The organism is Rhodopseudomonas sp., assembly GCF_013377015.1.
Lineage (GTDB): Bacteria > Pseudomonadota > Alphaproteobacteria > Rhizobiales > Xanthobacteraceae > JARJEH01.
On the sequence record NZ_JACABA010000001.1, the window covers coordinates 1,320,869 to 1,340,420 of the forward strand.

General features: G+C 65.1%; 18 protein-coding genes. 6 read left to right on the forward strand and 12 right to left on the reverse strand.

The window, feature by feature from the left end; genetic code table 11:
• Positions 1-166: 166 nt before the first annotated feature.
• The 5 genes from HXX15_RS06320 to HXX15_RS06340 form a co-directional block, all read right to left on the reverse strand.
• Positions 167-943 (reverse strand): sensor histidine kinase, encoded by a 777-nt coding sequence (locus tag HXX15_RS06320; protein WP_296513802.1) that lies wholly within the window; start codon positions 941-943, stop codon positions 167-169.
• A gap of 251 nt (positions 944-1,194) precedes the next feature.
• Complete coding sequence (gene panE / locus HXX15_RS06325) at positions 1,195-2,115, reverse strand: 2-dehydropantoate 2-reductase (RefSeq protein ID WP_296513804.1); 921 nt, start codon at positions 2,113-2,115, stop codon at positions 1,195-1,197.
• A gap of 177 nt (positions 2,116-2,292) precedes the next feature.
• Positions 2,293-3,030 (reverse strand): SDR family oxidoreductase, encoded by a 738-nt coding sequence (locus HXX15_RS06330; protein WP_296513807.1) that lies wholly within the window; start codon positions 3,028-3,030, stop codon positions 2,293-2,295.
• 168 nt (positions 3,031-3,198) lie between these two features.
• A complete protein-coding gene (locus HXX15_RS06335; RefSeq protein ID WP_296513808.1) occupies positions 3,199-3,801 on the reverse strand; it encodes a 2-hydroxychromene-2-carboxylate isomerase in 603 nt (200 codons plus the stop codon).
• Between the two features lie 56 nt (positions 3,802-3,857).
• Positions 3,858-4,526, reverse strand: coding sequence for a DUF2239 family protein (locus tag HXX15_RS06340; RefSeq protein ID WP_296513810.1), 669 nt, complete (start codon positions 4,524-4,526; stop codon positions 3,858-3,860).
• Positions 4,527-4,683: 157 nt separating this feature from the next.
• On the opposite strand from HXX15_RS06340, the gene HXX15_RS06345 reads away from it, so the two are divergent.
• Together HXX15_RS06345 and HXX15_RS06350 are read left to right on the forward strand one after the other, a co-directional pair.
• On the forward strand, positions 4,684-5,349 hold the full coding sequence (locus tag HXX15_RS06345; protein WP_296513813.1) for a glutathione S-transferase: 666 nt from the start codon (positions 4,684-4,686) through the stop codon (positions 5,347-5,349).
• Between the two features lie 94 nt (positions 5,350-5,443).
• Positions 5,444-5,779 carry a GIY-YIG nuclease family protein gene (locus HXX15_RS06350; protein ID WP_296513815.1) on the forward strand — a complete coding sequence of 112 codons (336 nt, stop codon included), beginning with the start codon at positions 5,444-5,446 and terminating at the stop codon, positions 5,777-5,779.
• 11 nt (positions 5,780-5,790) lie between these two features.
• Here HXX15_RS06350 and HXX15_RS06355 read toward each other — a convergent pair whose 3' ends face one another.
• The 3 genes from HXX15_RS06355 to ggt form a co-directional block, all read right to left on the reverse strand.
• Complete coding sequence (locus tag HXX15_RS06355) at positions 5,791-7,200, reverse strand: serine hydrolase (protein ID WP_296513817.1); 1,410 nt, start codon at positions 7,198-7,200, stop codon at positions 5,791-5,793.
• 48 nt (positions 7,201-7,248) lie between these two features.
• Entirely contained in the window at positions 7,249-8,145 is an 897-nt protein-coding gene (locus HXX15_RS06360; protein WP_296513820.1) for an NAD(P)-dependent oxidoreductase, read from the reverse strand.
• A gap of 106 nt (positions 8,146-8,251) precedes the next feature.
• Complete coding sequence (ggt, locus tag HXX15_RS06365) at positions 8,252-9,997, reverse strand: gamma-glutamyltransferase (RefSeq protein ID WP_296513822.1); 1,746 nt, start codon at positions 9,995-9,997, stop codon at positions 8,252-8,254.
• A 114-nt stretch (positions 9,998-10,111) separates the two neighbouring features.
• Here ggt and HXX15_RS06370 point away from each other — a divergent pair, with 114 nt between their 5' ends.
• Both HXX15_RS06370 and HXX15_RS06375 read left to right on the forward strand, forming a co-directional pair.
• Complete coding sequence (locus HXX15_RS06370) at positions 10,112-11,527, forward strand: MFS transporter (RefSeq protein WP_296513825.1); 1,416 nt, start codon at positions 10,112-10,114, stop codon at positions 11,525-11,527.
• A gap of 98 nt (positions 11,528-11,625) precedes the next feature.
• Positions 11,626-11,862, forward strand: coding sequence for a hypothetical protein (locus HXX15_RS06375; protein WP_296513827.1), 237 nt, complete (start codon positions 11,626-11,628; stop codon positions 11,860-11,862).
• Here HXX15_RS06375 and purH read toward each other — a convergent pair whose 3' ends face one another.
• From purH to HXX15_RS06390, 3 genes are all read right to left on the reverse strand, one after another.
• On the reverse strand, positions 11,863-13,455 hold the full coding sequence (purH, locus tag HXX15_RS06380) for a bifunctional phosphoribosylaminoimidazolecarboxamide formyltransferase/IMP cyclohydrolase (protein WP_296513829.1): 1,593 nt from the start codon (positions 13,453-13,455) through the stop codon (positions 11,863-11,865).
• 97 nt (positions 13,456-13,552) lie between these two features.
• Positions 13,553-15,268, reverse strand: a complete 1,716-nt coding sequence (locus HXX15_RS06385) for a heparinase II/III family protein (RefSeq protein WP_296514868.1) — start codon at positions 15,266-15,268, stop codon at positions 13,553-13,555.
• Positions 15,269-15,649: 381 nt separating this feature from the next.
• Complete coding sequence (locus tag HXX15_RS06390; protein ID WP_296513831.1) at positions 15,650-17,005, reverse strand: RsmB/NOP family class I SAM-dependent RNA methyltransferase; 1,356 nt, start codon at positions 17,003-17,005, stop codon at positions 15,650-15,652.
• A 186-nt stretch (positions 17,006-17,191) separates the two neighbouring features.
• On the opposite strand from HXX15_RS06390, the gene HXX15_RS06395 reads away from it, so the two are divergent.
• Both HXX15_RS06395 and HXX15_RS06400 read left to right on the forward strand, forming a co-directional pair.
• A complete protein-coding gene (locus tag HXX15_RS06395; protein WP_296513835.1) occupies positions 17,192-17,410 on the forward strand; it encodes a DUF1674 domain-containing protein in 219 nt (72 codons plus the stop codon).
• Between the two features lie 88 nt (positions 17,411-17,498).
• A complete protein-coding gene (locus HXX15_RS06400; protein ID WP_296513838.1) occupies positions 17,499-18,086 on the forward strand; it encodes a thermonuclease family protein in 588 nt (195 codons plus the stop codon).
• A gap of 40 nt (positions 18,087-18,126) precedes the next feature.
• On the opposite strand, the gene argG is transcribed toward HXX15_RS06400, so the two are convergent.
• The gene (gene argG / locus HXX15_RS06405; protein ID WP_296513840.1) at positions 18,127-19,464 is read right to left on the reverse strand and encodes an argininosuccinate synthase; all 1,338 of its coding nucleotides are present in this window, start codon (positions 19,462-19,464) and stop codon (positions 18,127-18,129) included.
• Between the last annotated feature and the right edge of the window lie 88 nt (positions 19,465-19,552).

The window sequence follows — 19,552 nt, forward strand, 5'->3', positions numbered from 1 at the left end:
CGAAATCAAATTGCACAAAATTACGTCAAACGCACCACTGTTTCGGGAGAGCGGTGAGCTTTCCTTAAATATCAACGATAAACCGGCAAAAGGCGAGGCGCGCCTCGTACGATTACAAAATCTTGGAAATCGAACCTAGACGAAAGTCGTAGTCAGCGCGGCGACATCAGGCAACGCCCCGGCCGACAGGCAGAGTGAAGTGCACCGCAAAGCACACGCCGCGGCTGTCCTGGCCGGCCGAGATCAGCAATTCGCCGGCGATTTGCTGCACCAGCGACTGAACGATTCGCATCCCCAGCCCCTTCTTGCCGGCCAGGTCAAATCCGGCGGGCAATCCCGGCCCCTGATCCGACACCGAGAGCGAATAATTGTTCGGTGACAGCGCTTCCAGCCGGATCGTGATCTTGCCCGCGGCGTATTTCACCGAATTGGTGATCAGCTCGTTAATGATGAAGCTGAGCGGAATGGCGGTCGCGGTTGGCAGCTCAAGCGGAATTGCTTCGATCGCAATCGCGCAACCCGGCTGCTGCCACAGCAGCAGCGCCGAGAGATCCGCGCACAAATGCGCGAGATATTCGCTGAACTCGACCCTGTCCTGATGATCGAGCAGATGCAGCCGGCGATTGACCTGACCGAACGCGACGATTCGGCTGATCGCGATCGACAGTTGAGCGGCGGCTTCCGGCGTCGCCTGCCGGCTCTGCGCCGACAGCAGGCTGGCGATCGATTGCAGGCCATTGAACAGCCGGTGATTCAATTCCCGGATCTGCAGCTCCCGGCGGCTTTCGAGATCGACGATCTTTCGAATCAGCGCCTGCTCGCGCGCCAGCGCGGCGCGCAGGTCGGCGGCCAGCACCGCCTGCTCCGACAGTGCTGTCGGGCTCAAAGCTTCGAGGCCGGGAAAGGGAAATTCGGATTCAGCTGCGTAAGTCTGGAGGTTCATGATGCTCGCTCCGCTGGATAAAGGCAGATCGACGCTTTGACTTACATTACCTTAGTACCAGAAACGCTATGCCCTCCAACCTTTCTGCTTCGCGGTTTCAAAGGGCTTTGCAAAGCGCATCCACCCCACGGGACGCTCTGGATAATCCATAGGATCTCACTTGCCTGCCCCGGCGGCTGATCAATACAGCTCGGATCTGGAGCGAAATTTGGCGCTGTCCTAGTTGGGGCGCGAATGCCCGCGCCGCGGCGTCAGCCGCGTTGCCGCTCATAGGCCTTCAGATGGGTGTAGATCACGCGCAGCCGCGGGACCGGGACTTTCGCGGCGTCGCCGCGCGCGATCAGGTCACCGATGACATGATCCGCCTCGATCGGCGCGCCGCTCTTGATGTCGCGATACATCGAGGCGGTGAGCTTGGAGCCTTCCGCCAACATCATGCCGCGGGAGCGTTCGAGCAGCGCGTCACGCGGCGCGAAGCCGGCGGCGGCGGCCACCGCGGTGCATTCGTCGAGCACGCCGAGCATGAAATCGGCGCCGCCCGGCGACGCCAGGATGTCTCCGGTCGGCGCCCGCATCAGGCTGGTCACGCCCGCCAGCGTCGCCAGGAACGTCCATTTTTCCCACATCTCCTGCAGGATGTCGTCGCTGGGATGAACGTCGAACATCGCGCCACCGAGCGCCGCCGCGATGGCGCGGACCCGGTCCGACAGCTTGCCGGCGCGCTCGCCGAAGGTGATGGCGTGCATCGGGGCGAGCTGAACCACATGGCGTCGCGAATCGAGCGTCGCGGCGACCACGCATTGCCCGCCGATCACCCGCTCGCGGCCGAATCTGGCATCGAGCGTTTCGAGATGCCGCATCCCGTTCAGCAGCGGCAGCACCTTGGTCGTCGGCCCCACGGCGGGCGCGAACGACGCCATCGCATCGGTGAGGTCGAACGACTTGCAGCTCAGCAGCACCAGATCGAAAGGCGTCTTCAGATCGCCGGCCTGCACCGCCGGCGGATCCTTCAAGGTGACGTCGCCGACCGGGCTCTCGATCACCAGGCCGTCGCTGGCCAGTTCGGCGGCGCGTTTCGGCCGCACCAGGAAGGTGACGTCGCGCCCGGCCTGCAACAACCGGCCGCCGAAATAGCCGCCGATCGCGCCGGCTCCCACCACGAGAATCCGCATTGGTCTTTTCCTCTGCTCTTGGGGCGGCTGTCAGCGCCGTGTCCGCTGATCCTGAGATCAGACCAAGGATTCAACCAACACTATCAGGCACCTGATCCAACCCGTCTTAGCGGTACACTTGTCCCATCCAAGACGCCGAGAGCAATCGATTGTTTCCGAAAACTCGTAACCTCACCGTTACCACTTCTCGCCGAACGGACGGATTTCCATCTCGAAGGTCCAGGCGCTTTTCGGCTGCTGGTACAGCTGCCAGTAGGAAGCGGCGACCGAAGATGGCGGCATCAGGAGATCGGGGTTGTTCAGCGCTTCCTTGCCCCACAGCTGCTCGCGGCGTTCGCGCACCCAGGCGGTGTCGACCCCGGAATCAATGATCAGATGAGCGACATGGATATTCTTCGGTCCCAACTCGCGGGCCATCGCCTGCGCCACCGCGCGCAGCCCGAATTTGGCGCTGGCGAAGGCGGCGAAGCCGGAGCCGCCGCGCAGGCTGGCGGTGGCGCCGGTGAAGAAAATGTTGCCCTGCCCGCGCGCCAGCATCAGCCGCGCCGATTCTCGGCCGGCCAGAAAGCCGGCCCAGCACGCCATCTCCCAGACTTTGCGGAACACCCGGTCGGTGGTCTCCAGGATCGGGAAATTGACGTTGGCGCCGACGTTGAAGATCGTAACTTCCAGCGGCGCATGGGCGTCGGCGTCGTTGAGGAATGCGGTGACCTCGTCTTCCTTGCGGGCGTCGAGCGCCCGCGCGACAATTGAGCCGCCGGCCAGCTCGATCTCGCGCACCAGCGGCTCCAGCTTGGCGCCGTCGCGCCGTCCGGCGAACACGGTGAACCCTTCAGCGGCGAATTTCTTCGCGATCTCGGCGCCAATATAGTCGCCAGCGCCGATCACCGCGACGGTAGCATTTCGCTTCAGCAAAGTAATTCTCCCGGATTGAATTGTCAGGACGATTCGGCCGCTACGACGAAAGCCCCTCATCTTGAGCAGCGGCGTCTTCGCCGCGTCTCGAAGGATGAGGAAAGAACAGGCTCATGGTTCGAGACGGCGCAAAAACGCCTCCTCGCTATTAGGCGTCGCGATTCGCAGCTAGGCGTACATCTCCTCAACCTCGCGCAACTGCTCCTTGCCGAAGAACATTTCGTCGCCGACGAAGAAGGTCGGCGAGCCGAACGCGCCGCGCTTCACCGCATCTTCGGTGTTGGCGATCAACCTGGCCTTGACCTCGGGCTCCTGGGCGCGGGCGAATAGTTTTGCCGCATCGAGGCCGGACTCGGTCAGCGCCTTCGCTGCCACCTCCGGATCGTCCATCTTCTTCGGCTCGACCCACATGTGGTGAAACGCGGCATCGACATATTTCTCGAACACGCCCTCGAGTTGCGCCGCGACCGCGGCGCGCATCAGGTTCAGCGTGTTGACCGGGAAATACGGGTTCATGACGTAGGGCTTGACCTTGAAGCGCTTGGTGAAACGCTCGGTCTCGATGGCGTGAAACTCGCGCTTGTTCTTGACCCCGGCCAGGGTTTCGACCGGCGACTTGTTGTTAGTGGCCTTGAAGATGCCGCCGAGCAGCACCGGCAAATAGGCGAATTTCACGCCGATCCGCGCCTCGATCGCGGGAATCGCCTCATGACTGAGAAAGGCGTTGGGACTGCCGAAATCGAACAGGAATTGCGGGGTGGATTTGCTCATGGTCTCTCCCGGACGGCGGCGGATTCGTGGAACGGTCCTGCCTTATATGATTGCTATCATTTCATGCCGGCCGGCGGTTGGCAATCGGCGGATCGGGCGGTGGTCGCGGCCTGATCTGGCGATGGCGCGAACGCCGCCGTCGCCAGCGCGCGCGCGTGATCGCGCACATCGATGGGCCAGCCCGCGGTCCGTTGCGCGAAACGCGCCGCATCGCCGGCGAATAGCGCGCGCACCACCTCCTCATAGTCCGGCTTGTCTCCCGCCAACGCCGCGATGAAGCGATAGGTCGCTTCCTGCGCCTGCCGAATCCTGTCCTTGTCCTTGTTGGCGTGCCGCGCTTCGTCGACCAGCCGGCGCAGCGCCACCGATGCGCCGCCGCGCTGCTGCGCCAGCCACTCCCAGTGCCGCGGCAGCAGCGTGACTTCGCGCGCGACCACGCCGAGTTTCGGCCGGCCCGGGCCGCGCGGCGACGGCGGATCTGGCTCGGGCGGCGCATCTGGATCGCTCGGCACTGCGGCGTTCGGCAATCGTGCCAAAATCTCATCGAGCGAGCCGCGCAGATCCATTTCGACCAGATGGCTGCTGGTACTGTCGAAGATCAGCAGCGAACCGTCGCCATGATCGAGACGCTCCTTGGCGAGTCGCGCCATGTCGCGGAGGTCACCCGAAGCGACGCGGCGATCGCCCTCGAAGGCAATGCAGCTAGGGCTGGCCGACACGGGCATGGCGAACTTCTCCTCGACGGTTCGCCTCCCTTAGCCGGCGCGGTGGACTTCCGTCAATATCACCCGGGTAAAACATCGGGCATCCCTGCTCGCCGACGCTCGACATTCCGGCGGCCGGCTGGCACGACGGAACTTCACTGCGATCCCGAGGTTCAGCATGCTCACCGTCCATCATCTCAACAATTCCCGCTCGCAGCGCGTGTTATGGGTGCTGGAGGAGCTTGGGGTCCCGTACGAGATCAAGCGCTACCAACGGCTGCCAAGCATGTTCGCGCCGCCGGAGCTGCGCGCGGTCCACCCGCTGGGCAAGTCGCCGGTGATTACCGACAACGGCAATACCGTCGCCGAGTCCGGCGCGATCATCGAATACATCATCGACACCTATGGTGAGGGCCGACTGATCCCGCCGCCGAAGACGCCGGAACGGCTGCGCTACACCTATTGGCTGCATTACGCCGAGGGCTCGGCGATGTCGCCTTTGCTGCTGAAGCTGCTGTTCACGATGATCCCGCAGCGCGCGCCGGCGCTGATCCGGCCGCTGGTGAAGCTGATCACCACGCCGGTGCTGGCCACCCTGGTCGATCCGCAGCTGAAGCAGCACATGGCGTTCTGGGAAGGCGAGTTGGCGAAGAGCGAGTGGTTCGCCGGCGGCGACTTCACCGCCGCCGACATTCAGATGAGCTTCCCGCTGGAGGCCGCCTCGGCCCGCGCCGGGCTTGATCAAACCTATCCCAACGCATTGGCCTGGCTGGCGAAGATCCACGCTCGACCTGCCTACAAGCGGGCGCTGGAGCAGGGTGGCCCTTATACGGTGGGCGGCTGAGCGCCAGCCCTACCTGATATTACCCGGGTAAAATTGACAATCCGGCTCGAGCCTGTTACGGACATCGGCAACCAATCCCGCGACAGGACCGCCGATGCAGAAGGACAACCGAAAGGCCGCGATCGCGGCCTACAAGGAGCGCAAGGCCTGCGCCGGAATCTATGCGATCCGCTGCACGGCGTCGGCCCAGGTCTGGGTCGGACAAACCCCGCACCTCGACACGATCCAGAACCGGATCTGGTTCAGTTTGCGTCAGGGCAGTCATCCCAACCGCGCGCTGCAGGCGGCGTGGACCCTGCACGGCGCCGATACTTTCGCATTCGAACCGCTCGAGCAATTGGCCGAAGAGGAATCGCGCTATGTGCGCGATGCGCTGTTGAAGGAACGCGCCGGCCATTGGCAATCGACGCTCGACGCGCGGGCGATGTAACCGCCGACGCCCTACTTCGGCCCGGCCGCTTCCGGAGTCACCGTCGCCGCTATCACCTCGCCGACCAGTCGGCCAAGACCGCGAATGTCGCCGGTCGGATCGACCGCATCGCCGAGCCGCACAATGACCAGATGCTGCGTCGGCAGCACGACGATGCGCTGGCCGAGATCGCCGGACGCGAAGAAGGCATCGCGGGGAATACCGAGCCTCGCCCGCCCCTTGGCATATTGATGCTCGCTGCGATTGGTCCAGAACCCGGCGCCGTAATCGGTGTCGAGGGTCGCGCGCGCGGAAAATTCCACCCAGTCCTCAGGCAGCATACGCTGGCCGCCGACCACGCCATCCTGCAGATAGAGCAAGCCGAACCGCGCCCAGTCGCGCGCACTGGCGTACATGTAGGACGATCCCTGCATTGTGCCGGTCGCGTCGAATTCCAGCGTGACGTTGCGCATCCCGAGCGGATTGAACAATTCGCGCCAGGCGAATTTGAGGGTCTGCTCAGGCCCGCCGGTGAGCTGGTTGATGATTCGCGCCAGCAACTGCGTCGACGGGCTGCTATAGGCCCATCGCGTTCCCGGCGCGGCAATCGGCGGCGCCTTCGCGGCGAACGCGGCCATGTCGTCGTGCAGATAGACCATCTGGCTGGAGGGATCGAGACCGCTGTTGGTTTCGTCGAGTGCTAATCCGGTGGTCATGCGCAGCAGATGCTCGACCTCGATCTCGCGCCGCGGATCGGTGGCGCCGCGCCATTCCGCGATCGGCGCCGGCAGCGACGGCGAGGTGAGGCCCTTCTGGGTGAGAATGCCGATCAGCGCATTGACCACCGACTTGGTCAACGAGTAGCCGAGCAGCGGCGTCTCGGTGCTGACGCCCGTTGCATAGCGCTCGGCAACCACCCGGCCGTCATGGATCACGACGACCGCCTTGGTTCGCCGCAACGGCGGCGCCAGCGGCTCCTCGAAGGCATGATCGAGCGCCGCCTTCAGTCTCGGATCGGCCGGCTCGACCACGGCCGGGCCGGCGATCTCGGCCAGCAGCGACGCTGGACCGGACGCCTTCAGCGCGGCGATGTCGGCCTTCGGCAGATAGGGCTCGGCGTCGGCGTGCAGCAGGATGCAGCCGAATCCCTCGCGATATAGGGCTCGGCTGCTGAACAAGCCCAGCAACGACACCTCGATGGTCTTGCCGACGGCATCGAATTTGTAACGCAGCATCGGGCGAATCGCGCGCACCCCCTCGCGTTCGTTCACCTCCGCATAGGCCGTCGCCGGATCCTGTCCGGACACGAACGCCTTTGCGCAAGTGTTGTGCGCGACCACCGCGGTCGCGACCCGGAGCGCGCGGTCGGGACGATACTTCGTCGCCGACACCGCCAGGAGGACGCCGATCAGGGCGGCCACGACTAACCATCGCGCTCTCATCGGCCGTCTCCCACTATCAGCCCGGCCCGGCGCGCGATTTGCACCACGCTACTTCTTTGCCTGCGCCGCATCGACCGAGGGCAGCGCCATCACGCTGACGCCGGGCGGCGGCACATCGTCGTCGGGGACAAAGAAATCCGACATCAGCGGCACTGTCTTGTCGACCCGGTAATGCTCGAAGTCGGTGACCCCGGCGGCCGCCAGCACCTTGTCGTCGATGCAGAACTGGCCGGTGAAATCGCGCGACGGCTTTGTGAAGATCTCGTAGGCGGCGTCGCCCATGATCGCAGGCGTGCGACTGGCCCGCATCATGGCGTCGCCGCCGAGCAGATTGCCGACCGCGGCGGTGGCGATCGTGGTACGCGGCCACAGCGCATTGACGGCGACGCCGGCGCGACGCAATTCGCCGGACAGGCCCAGCACCACCATGCTCATGCCGAACTTCGCCATGGTGTAGGCGGTGGAGTGCTCGAACCACTTCGCTTTCATATCGAGCGGCGGCGACAGCATCAGGATATGCGGATTGTCGGCCTTCTTCAGATGCGGGATGCAATATTTCGACACCATGAAGGTGCCACGGGTGTTGATCCCCATCATCAGATCGTAGCGCTTCATATCGGTGCGCTGCGAATCGGTGAGACTGATCGCGCTGGCGTTGTTGACGCAGATGTCGATGCCGCCGAATTCCGCCACGGTGGCGTCGATCGCGGCGATCACCTGGGCCTCGTCGCGGATGTCACACAGCACCGGCAGCGCCTTGCCGCCAGCGGCGCGCACCTCCTCCGCCGCAGTGTAGATGGTGCCCTGCAATTTCGGATGTGGCTCGGCGGTTTTCGCCGCGATCGCCACATTGGCGCCGTCGCGCGCTGCGCGCAGCGCGATCGCCAGCCCGATGCCGCGGCTGGCGCCGGAAATGAACAGCGTCTTGCCCTTCAGTGAAGCCATGTTTCGTCCCCTCGTCAGTGGCGCTCTTCGCGCGTCGATAGTGTACAGCCCCGGTGATCCAAATCGAAGCGCTTCGACAGCAGCGCCCGTCTCCGTGTCATGCCCGCTAGTTTCCCACTGCCGCCGCGCCGCGGGTGCGCGGATCGGGCGCGCCGAGCAGGCTGTCCGGCATCACCACGATCGAATTCGCCGAGGTCTGGCCCATTGGTGCGACCACCTTGTGCCCCATCGCCTGCAGCGCCGCGACCGTCTCGGCACTGAACCCCTGCTCAATCCGCACTTCGTCCGGCAGCCATTGATGATGCAGCCGCGGCGCCGCTACCGCCGCGGCGATGTCCATCTGGTAGTCGAGCACGTTGACGACCACCTGCAGTACAGTGGAAATGATCCGGCTACCGCCCGGCGAGCCGGTCACCAGCACGACGCGGCCGTCCTTCAGCACGATGGTCGGCGCCATCGACGACAGCGGCCGCTTGCCCGGCCCCGGCAGATTGGCCTCGAAGCCGACCAGGCCGAACGCGTTGGCGGCGCCCGGCGCCGCGGTGAAATCGTCGAGCTCGTTGTTGAGCAGCACGCCGGTGCCGTCGGCGACCAGGCCGACTCCATAGGAAAAATTCAGCGTATAGGTGTTGCTGACGGCGTTACCTTCGGCGTCGACCACCGAAAAATGCGTGGTGTTCTGGCCCTCGCGTGGCGGCAGCGCCGGCAGCGCTTCGGTCCATGGCGTCGCGCGGTTGGGATCGATCCCGGCGCGCTGCTTGGCGGCGTAGTCCTTCGACAACAATGCAGTCAGCGGCGCAGCGACGAAGGCCGGATCGCCGAGGTAGCGCGCGCGGTCGGCATAGCCGCGCTTCATCGCCTCGATCAACAGATGCAGCGAGGCGGCCGAACCCTGCGGGTTGTCGCGCAGCGCAAAGCCTTCGAGAATGTTCAGCGTCTCGATCAGAACGGTGCCGCCGGACGATGGCAGCGGCATCGCCACGATGTCGTAGCCGCGATAGAGACCATGCACGGGCGCGCGAACGATCGGCTGATAGGCTTTCAGATCGTCGACCGTCACGATCCCGCCGGCCGAGCGAATGCCGTCCGCCAGTTTGCGCGCGACGTCGCCCTGATAGAATCCGCGCGGCCCCTGTGCGGCGATTGCCGACAGCGTCGCGGCGAGATCGGCCTGCACCAGCGCGTCACCACCTTGCAGCGAACTGCCGTCGGCGCGTGAGAAGATTTTCAGCGATGACGGCCAGCGCGCCAGCCGCTTGTGCCATTGCGGCATTGTGTCGGCATTGTCGTCGGCGACAATAAAGCCGTCGCGTGCCAGCGCGATGGCCGGCTGCAAGATCTCCGCCAGCGAAAATTTCCCGGAGCCGTATTTTTCCAACGCCAGCGCCAGACCCGCGATGGTGCCGGGCACGCCGATGCCGAGCGCGGAGTCGCGCGATCGGGCGTTGTCGGGCTTGCCGTCGGGCCCGAGAAACATGTCGCGCGTCGCCGCCATCGGCGCGGTCTCGCGATAGTCGATCGCCACGTCCTCGCCGCGCGCGGCGGCGTGAATCATCATGAAGCCACCGCCACCGAGATTGCCCGCGCGCGGATAAGTGACGGCCATCGCAAAGCCCGTCGCGACTGCCGCATCGACCGCGTTGCCGCCGCGCGCGAGGATATCGGCCCCGACTCGCGCCGCGAGCTTCTCCTGCGCCACCACTATGCCGTGCCGCGCGGCCACTGCCGGCGCCGCGACTATCCGCGCGTCGGCGCCGCCACGGATGTCCTGCGCACCGACAATGCCGATTGCCGCGACCAGCACCGATGCGGCGAGCAGCGCCGTCACCGCTTTGCGACGTAAAAGCGTCATAACGACCATCGAGATTCCCGGCAGTTGTCGCGGCATGCAGACTGCTTCGCCCGCCGGGATGCTATATGGCTTTCGATGCGATAGGCAAAACGCCTGCGGGCGAGGAACGAGAACATGGGGTCAACGATCGCGGCCGACACAAATCGCGCCGCCATACCGACCACCTATCCGCCGCGCCGCGCCGTGGTCGGCTGGATCCTGTTCGACTGGGCGGCGCAGCCGTATTTCACGCTGATCACGACCTTCATCTTCGCGCCGTATTTCGTCACCCACGTCGCGCCGGACCCGGCCACCGGACAATCGATCTGGGGTTTCGCCACAGCGGCTAGCGGAATTGTGATCGCATTGGCGTCGCCGGTGCTCGGCGCCATTGCCGACGCCAGCGGCCGGCGCAAGCCATGGATCGCCGCATTCGGCCTGATGCTGGTGATCGGCTCCTGCCTGATGTGGTTCGGCAAGCCAGGCGACACCGGCGCGATCCTGCCGCTGCTGATCGCCTTCGGCATCGCCACCATCGGCGTCGAATTCGCCACCGTGTTCAACAACGCGATGATGCCGCATCTGGTGCCGCCGGACAAAATCGGCAGGCTCTCCGGCACCGGCTGGGCCACCGGCTACGTAGGCGGGATTCTGAGTCTCGTTCTGGTGCTTGGCTTTCTTGCCGCCAGTCCCGAGACCGGTCGTACGCTGTTCGGTCTCAAACCGCTGTTCGGGCTCGATCCGATGTCGCATCAGGGCGACCGCATCACCGGGCCGCTGACCGCGATCTGGTTCGTGATCTTCGTGTTGCCGATGTTCGTGTTTACCCCGGATTTCCCGGCCAAGCTTGCGGCCGGCGCTGCGGTGCGCGAGGGGGTGCGCGAATTGCGCGAGACGCTGCGGGAACTGCCGCGACATCGCTCAATGGCGGCGTTCCTGCTCGCCAACATGATCTACACCGACGGGCTGGTGTCGCTGTTCGCGTTCGGCGGCATTTATGCTGCCGGAACTTTCGGCTGGCAGACCATCCAGATCGGCAGCTTCGGTATCCTGCTGGCGATCGCCGCCACTTTCGGCGCATGGCTCGGCGGCAAGCTCGACGATGCGCTCGGGCCGAAGCGGGTGATCGCGGGAAGCATGCTGCTGCTGTTGGTCTCGATCATCGGCATCCTGCTGGTCGATCCCGGCCACATCCTGTTCATCGCGGTGCCCCCACCACGGCCGGGCGGCGCGTTGTTCGCCTCTCCCGCCGAGCGTGCCTATCTGCTGCTGGGATGTTTGATCGGCATCGCCGGCGGTCCGCTGCAGGCGGCATCGCGCACACTGCTGATCCACATGGCGCCGAAGGATCGTATCGCGCAGTATTTCGGGCTGTTCGCGTTGACCGGCAAGGTCACGTCGTTCATCGGGCCGCTGCTGATCGGCGTGATCACCGCGATCACCGCGAGCCAGAAGGCCGGCATGGCAGTGCTGGTGCTGTGGGGCATCGGCGGGCTCGTGTTGCTGGGGAGGGTGCGAGATCCCCAGGTTGAATCGATGACCCCAACCTGATGGGTCGCCCCGCCGCGGGCAACTGTTCCGGACAATGTGACTTTGCGCACAGTCGATGAAATCCCCTGCTGCCTATAACGCGGCATCAGGGGGCTCACATGATGCTGACATTGGTCTTGGTTCTCGGCCTGCCGCTCGCGGCCTATTTCTATTTTCGCTATCGGCGCGACATGATCAGCGGGATCGGCCCGGTCGCGCACAGGTGTTCACGCTGCCACGAGGAGCTGCCGCGCTTCCGGATGCCGAAATCCATCAAGCAGGCACTGCTCGGCGGGTGGACCTGCAAGCGATGCGGATCAACGATTGACCGGCACGGATTGGTCAACGAGAGCTGATCAGTGCCGGAAATGCCGGGCGCCGGTGAACACCATGGCGATGCCGGCGTCGTCGGCAGCCTTGATCACCTCGTCGTCGCGCACCGAACCACCGGGCTGGATCACCGCGGTGGCGCCGGCCTCGATGCAGGCCAGCATGCCGTCGGCGAACGGAAAGAACGCATCCGACGCCACCACCGAACCCTTGGTCATCGGCACCGCCAGCTTCAGTTCGGCCGCCGCATCCTGCGCCTTGCGCGCCGCGATCCGCGCCGAATCGACCCTGCTCATCTGCCCCGCGCCGATGCCGACGGTGGCGAGATCCTTGGCGTAGATGATGGTGTTGGATTTCACGTGCTTGGCGACGCGGAACGCGAATTTCAGATCGCGCAGCTCGGCCTCGGTCGGCTGCCGCCGGGTGACGACCTTCAGCGCCATGTCGTCGACCACGGCATTGTCGCGGCCCTGCACCAGCAAGCCGCCGGCGACGGTCTTGTAGGTCAGGCCCGCCGCGCGCGGGTCCGGCAGGCTCCCGGCCAGCAACAGCCGCAGATTTTTCTTTGCGGCCACGATGGCGATCGCCTCCTCGGTCGCGTCGGGCGCGATGATGACTTCGGTGAAGATCTCGGTGATGGCACGCGCGGCCTCGGCGTCGAGCGTCTTGTTCAGCGCCACGATCCCGCCGAATGCGGAGGTCGAGTCGCAGGCCAGCGCCTTGCGGTAGGCGTCGAGCAGGCTAGCGCCCTCGGCGACACCGCAGGGATTGGCATGCTTGACGATGACGCAGGCCGCGGTGCGCGCGGCGTCGAATTCGCCGATGCATTCATAAGCCGCGTCGGTGTCGTTGATGTTGTTGTAAGATAATTCCTTGCCCTGCACCTGCCGCGCGGTGGCGACGCCGGGGCGCTTCTCGGGCGTGCGATAGAACGCCGCGCTCTGATGCGGGTTCTCGCCGTAGCGCAGGCTCTGGATCAGCCGGCCGCCGATGGCGCGGAAATCCGGCGCTTCGGTCTTCAGCTGCAGCGCGAACCAGTTCGAGATCGCCGCGTCATAAGCCGCGGTGCGGGCATAGGCCTTGGCGGCCAGCCGCTTGCGCAACGTCAGCGTGGTTGCGCCAGCGTTGGCGGCGAGTTCGTCGAGCACGGCGGAATAGTCCGACGCCTCGACCACCACCGCGACGTCGTCATGGTTCTTCGCCGCGGCCCGGATCATCGCGGGCCCGCCGATGTCGATGTTCTCGACGCAATCCTCGTAGCCGGCGCCCTTGTCGACGGTTTCCTCGAACGGATAGAGATTGACCACCAGCAGATCTATCGGCGCGATGCCGTGATCCTTCATCGCTTTCGCATGTTCGGCGTTGCCGCGGATCGCCAGCAAGCCACCATGCACCTTCGGGTGCAGGGTCTTGACCCGCCCATCCATCATTTCCGGGAAACCGGTGAGATCGGAGACGTCCTTGACCGCGAGCCCGGCCGCCGCGATCGCCTTGGCGGTGCCGCCGGTCGAGACCAGCTCGACGCCGTGGCCGACCAGCGCGCGGGCGAAGTCGATCAGGCCCGATTTATCGGAAACGGACAATAGAGCGCGGGTCACGCGGCGCGGATGATCGGTCATGGAGGGTCGGTCCTTCGGTAGAAGGACGCCGCCGTAGCACGGTTTGTCGGGACATGAAACCGGGCCGATCGGCGGTCCCGGCCTGGCCACAGCCAGCCTACAGCGGCAATTCCGGTTCGCGGCGGGCGTTGCGGCGGGCAGTGGTCGCGGAGGCCGAGGCGCTGGAGCGGACGAAGCTCCAGCGGACGCTGGAGGCCTGCGTCGCATTCTGCCGGATCACGATCTGGGCGGTGCGGCGCGGACCGTCGTTTCCGGCCAGGAACACGCTGTCCTCGAGATCGACCTTGTCGTCGAGCGCCTCGAAGGTCCAGACGTCGCGGTTCGGCAGCACCAACATGACGCCGCGGGCATCGCTGAGCCGGCTGGCCTTGACCGAAGGGTGCAGATGAAACCGCACCGCATAGTCGGTGTTCGCGCCCTTGATCTTGGCGCCGGGCGCCGGCGACAGCGTGTCCTCACCGTCCAGCCTGCTGCCGTCATGCGCCACCATCAGCACCCGGTGATGCACCACGCCGAAACGGTCGAGATAGCCGTCATGCGAGGTCGTCAGCAGCACGCCGTTGGTCACGATTTCGCGGAAATTCTCCACATTGACCGGGCCGCTGACCACCGGCGCGCCCTGCAGGAACCGCTTCATCGCCGAGCGTTCGACGAACTGGCACGACGAGGTGTCGTGATAGGTGACGGTCGAGTGCGCCGCCGTGCCGCGCGCGAACACCCGCCAGTTGTCGCGGCCGGTCGTCGGCATGCCGCAATTGACCACGATCCGGCTGAGGCCCGAGGACAGTTCGAACGACAGGCAGCCGGCATGGGCGTCGTGGCTGAGATTCGGCGGCGGCGGCGCGCCGGTATCGACGATCACCATCATGTTGCCGGCGTCGATGCGCTGGTAACCGGTGTGCGGCATGCTCGACATCGGACTGCCATGGGTGTCGTCATAGGCCAGCAGCGTCGCCAGCAGGTCGGACGGTGCGCTGCTCATGCCGTTGAACAGCGCGAAACTGCCGTCGCCGTGGCGGAAGAACCGCAGCATCGGCATCATCCGGTCGATCGCATTGAGCAACGCCGGCGGCGGCGCGATATTGCGCGCCGCAAAGGTCTGCCGCAGCGGCAACAGGTCGATCATCAATTCGATCAGCGCGCCGGGATTGCGCGAGATGTGGCCGCCGTCCGGCAGGATCTGGCGCGCCAACTCGTCCGACAACTTGCGGGTCGCGGTGCGGATATGGCGGGCCTGGTTGGCGAGGCAGAGCGAGGCGTAGCACAGCGCGATCAGCACCTGCAGCCGCGGCACGCCGTCCGGAATGTCCAGCATGGTGTAGCGCAGATAGCGAATCTCGCGGGTCAGCCCGCGCAGATAGCGGCGATAGAACTTGCCGTCGGTATCGCTGAGCACCAGGGGCGCCTGCGACAACAGCGAGATTACCCGGCGCGCCAGCACGTCCGGGCGCCGGCCGACCGGCCGATTCCGCGCCTGGTTGGAAATCCAGTCATCGACCAGCGAGCGGGCATTGGCGCGGGTGATCGCAGTATCAGCCGCACGCAGATGCCGCAGCCAGCCGAACCCGAGCAGCGATATTTCCCAATCCTCCGACGGCGGCTCGAGATCGAAGATCGAGCGGCCATGGCAGGTCACGATCTTGCCGGCGAACACGAAGCGGCCGGCATAGATTTCGGCGGCGCGGGTGGCATCGGCGGTGCGCAGATCGTGCGGCGCGATGATCAGCCGGTCGGTGCGGCCCGGCCACAACCGAGACAGCGACACCGAACTGCTCGACGCGCGCGCCATCACGTTCCGCGCGAAGCGGCCCATGACGAGCGACGAGATGCGTCTGCGATAAGCGACCGACACGCGCGCTAGTGCCCCGGATCCAAAGTTCGCGTCACGTTGCGGCACCCTCTGTTGCGAACTTCAGATTCAAAAGGACGTTCGACACCTTCTTGACCCGGTCCGTTTCGACTCAAAAGTTCATCTGGCGTCCCCGACGACGAAGGGACGCCTTGAATCAAAGCAAACCTCAATTTACCGAAAATTCGTTGCAATTCCTTTTAGTCCGGAAATTCGGCTGGCACACCCCGTCGATTGCGATCCATGCAAGATCGAGAACTGGTTCCGACCGGTGTCGGACATAGGGCAGCGCGCCCCTGGCTTGAATCGCCATCGCCCCCGCCAGACCGAAGTATTTAAATTATTTTACAATGACTTAACAAGCCTTGCGGCGAAAAACCCATCGAGCCCGCCGAGCCGCGGGTCAGGATGCGGCAGGTGGCACGGCAGCGTGCGCAGATCGCCGTCGGGGGTCACGATGTCGGCGAGGCCGGCAACTTCGGCGGCGTCGATCGGGACCCGTTTGACGCCGGATTCCGCCGCCAGCAGCGCAGTGATGGCGTGTTCGCCCTCCTCCGGTTCCAGCGAGCAGGTACAATAGACCAGGGTTCCGCCCGGCTTCAGCAGCGTCACCGCCTTCCGCAGCAGCCGCTGCTGCAGCGCCGTCAACGCGCCGATATCGTCCTCGTGCTTGAGCCACGCCACATCCGGATGACGCCTGATGGTGCCGGTCGAAGAACAGGGTGCATCGACCAACACGCCGTCGAAACCGGCGTCGCTGCACTCGCCCTGCCACTCGGTGGCATCGGCGACCGCGGTCTTCACTTCGAGCGACAGCCGCGCGAGATTGTCCTGCAACCGCGCCACTCGCGCGGGCGAGCGGTCGATCGCGGTGACCTGAGCGCCGGCCTGTGCCAGCTGGGCGGTCTTGCCGCCTGGCGCGGCGCAGAGATCGGCGATGGTCTTGCCCCGAAGTTCGCCAAACAGCCGCGCCGGCAATGCCGCCGCGGCGTCCTGCACCCACCACTGGCCGTCGCCGAAACCCGGCAGCATCTTGATCGAGCCTTGCAGCAAGGTGCGCACGGTTCCCGTCGGCAACACTTCGCCATGCAGCCGCGTCGCCCACGCCTCGGCATCCGACTTCACGGTCAGATCCAGCGACGGCTCGTAGCTGATCGCCAGCGCGATCGCGCGTGCGGTGGTCTCGCCGTAATGCGCGATCCAGCGCGCCATCAGCCACGGCGGCACGTCGAGCGTCTGGGCTTGCACTTCGTCGATCAGCGGCTGGCCTTCGCGCGCGCAGCGGCGCAGCACCGCGTTGACGAGGCCGGCATATTTGGCGGCGCGCCGGTCTGATTGTACCAGCCGGACCGACAGGTCGACCGCGGCATGATCGGGAACTTCCATCCACAGAATTTGCGCGGCGCCGATCAACAGTGCGCTTTGCGCCCGCGGCGCGTCGGTCGGAATGCCGCGATCGAGCAGCCGCGACAGCACATGGCCGAGCGTGCCCAGCCGCCGCAGGATGGTGGCGACCAGCCGACGCATCAAGGCGCGGTCGCGATCCGACAGCGTTTTCAGTCCTGGATGCGCGCCCGAGCCTTCAAGCTGCTCGTCCAGCGTCCGGTGCTTCTGCAGGACGCCGTCAAGAATATCGGCGGCGATCCGGCGCGCGGCGAGGCCGGGCACCTCAGTAGGCAAGGCGAATCTTGGAGCTGGCATGACGTGAGAGTATCACAACTGAAAGGATGATGGTTGGCTCGCGCCATTCGTCGCGACATCGGCATTGGTGACATGCGAATATGCCAAATGTAAGAAACGCTCATTTCGCTCCATGCTCTCGTAGTCCTCGCATGCGTGCGACAAATCGAATCGGCCGTGGCCGATCTCGCGACCGGAAATTCGACGATGAAGCATGATCCGCCGCCGCTCCCGACCGCTGCGCCCGAACCCGCGCGCAAGCCACTGCCTGAAGCCGCCAAGCGTGCGCTCGCCGAGGCCGAGGCGCGCCGCGCCGAAGCGGCCAAGCATACAGCCGCGCGCGAGAAGGAATTCCAGGGTCCGAAAGGGCCGGAGCCGACCCGCTATGGCGACTGGGAAACCAAGGGAATCGCCTCGGACTTCTGACGGCCACGACGGCGATCAAAATCGTCAGATACAATCTGAAGTTGTGCATTGACTTGCGCGACACCGCGACTCAGTTTATCATAGGAATATGTACCCATATTCCAGAACAAATGCGGCACGGGCGCAGCCATGGCGCAGCCGGTTATCGGCGGCGCTGCCTTGGGTATTCGTGCTTGGGATGGCGGCAGGAACCATGCTGCCGGCACGGCATTGGCCACATTGGCCGGGCTCGTTGACCGACGCGTCGCAGCCGTCCTCGCGATCCGCCGGCAATGACAGCGACGCGGTCTGGCGCCGCGCCGGCAATCCGAGCGTGCGGCATCCAGTCGACGTTCTACGCACGATCGATGGCGATACGTTCGAGGCGCGGGTGCATCTGTGGCCCGGCCTCGACATGATCACGCGGGTGCGGTTGCGCGGCATCGACGCGCCGGAATTGAAAGCGCAATGCGCGCGGGAATTGCAGATGGCGGAAGCCGCGAGCGACGCGCTGCGCGGCCTGCTGCGGCAAGGCGAGGTGACGATCTACAATATCGGTCCGGACAAGTATCAGGGCCGCGTCGTCGCCGACGCCGCCACCCGGCAGACCCCGAACGTCTCCGCCGCGCTGCTCAGCGGCGGCTTCGCCCGCGCCTATGACGGCGGCCACCGCAACGGTTGGTGCACGGTACGGTAAGCGCGCGTCGGCCGTGGCTTGCGCAGCCGCACCCGCAGGCTCAGCCCTTGTCGTTCTCGAGTTTCGGGATGTGGGAGCCCTCGCCGGCCGACAGCAAGCCCATCTTGACGTAGAGATCCAGCTTGGCGCGGGTATCGGTGATGTCGAGGTTGCGCATGGTGAGCTGGCCGATCCGGTCCGCCGGCGTGAACGGCGCATCCTCGACCTTCTCCATACTCAGCCGCTCCGGCGCATAGGTCAGGTTCGGGCTCTCAGTGTTGAGAATCGAGTAGTCGTTACCGCGGCGCAGTTCCAGCGTCACCTCGCCGGTGATGGCGCGCGCCACCCAGCGCTGCGCGGTTTCGCGCAGCATCAGCGCCTGGGAATCGAACCACCGACCTTGGTAGAGCAAGCGACCGAGCCGCATCCCGCTAATCCGGTACTGCTCGATGGTGTCTTCGTTGTGGATGCCGGTGACGAGACGTTCATAGGCGATATGCAGCAGCGCCATGCCGGGCGCTTCGTAGATGCCGCGGCTCTTGGCCTCGATGATCCGGTTTTCGATCTGGTCGCTCATGCCGAGGCCATGGCGGCCGCCGATCGCGTTGGCCTCGAGGAACAGCGCTACCGGATCGGCGAAGCTCTGGCCGTTGAGCGCGACGGGCTGACCGTCCTCGAACCGCACCACGACCTTCTCGGCCTTGACTGCACAATCGTCGCGCCAGAACGGCACGCCCATGATCGGGTTGACGATGGTGATACCGCAATCGAGGTGTTCGAGATCCTTGGCTTCGTGGGTGGCACCGAGCAGATTGCTGTCGGTCGAATAGGCCTTTTCCGAACTCATCTTGTAGGCGAAGCCGTGCGCGGTCATGAACGCCGACATTTCCGCCCGCCCCCCCAGTTCATCGATGAACTGCTGATCGAGCCAGGGCTTGTAGATTCGCAGGTCCGGATTGGTCAGCAGTCCGTAACGATAGAACCGTTCGATATCGTTGCCCTTGTAGGTCGAGCCATCGCCCCAGATGTTGACGCCATCCTCCTTCATGGCCGAGACCAGCATCGTGCCGGTCACGGCGCGTCCAAGGGGGGTCGTGTTGAAATACGCGATGCCGCCGGTCGAGATGTGGAAGGCGCCGGACTGGATCGCGGCGATGCCTTCGTGCACCAGCTGCGTGCGGCAATCCACCAGGCGCGCCTTCTCGGCGCCGAACTCCATCGCCTTGCGCGGAATCTCGTCGTAGTCGGCCTCGTCGGGCTGCCCGAGGTTCGCCGTGTAGGCATACACGCGGGCGCCTTTCTGCTTCATCCACAGCAGCGCCGCGCTGGTATCAAGCCCGCCCGAAAAAGCGATGCCGACGTTTTCCCCTTTGGGCAGGCTTTTCAGGATCGTCGTCATAGGGCTTCCAATCGGCTGTGTCGGTTTGCGGCCTTGGGGGCGCGAATATCAAACTTCGTGCCGACGGGCACGCGTTTAATCATGTCCG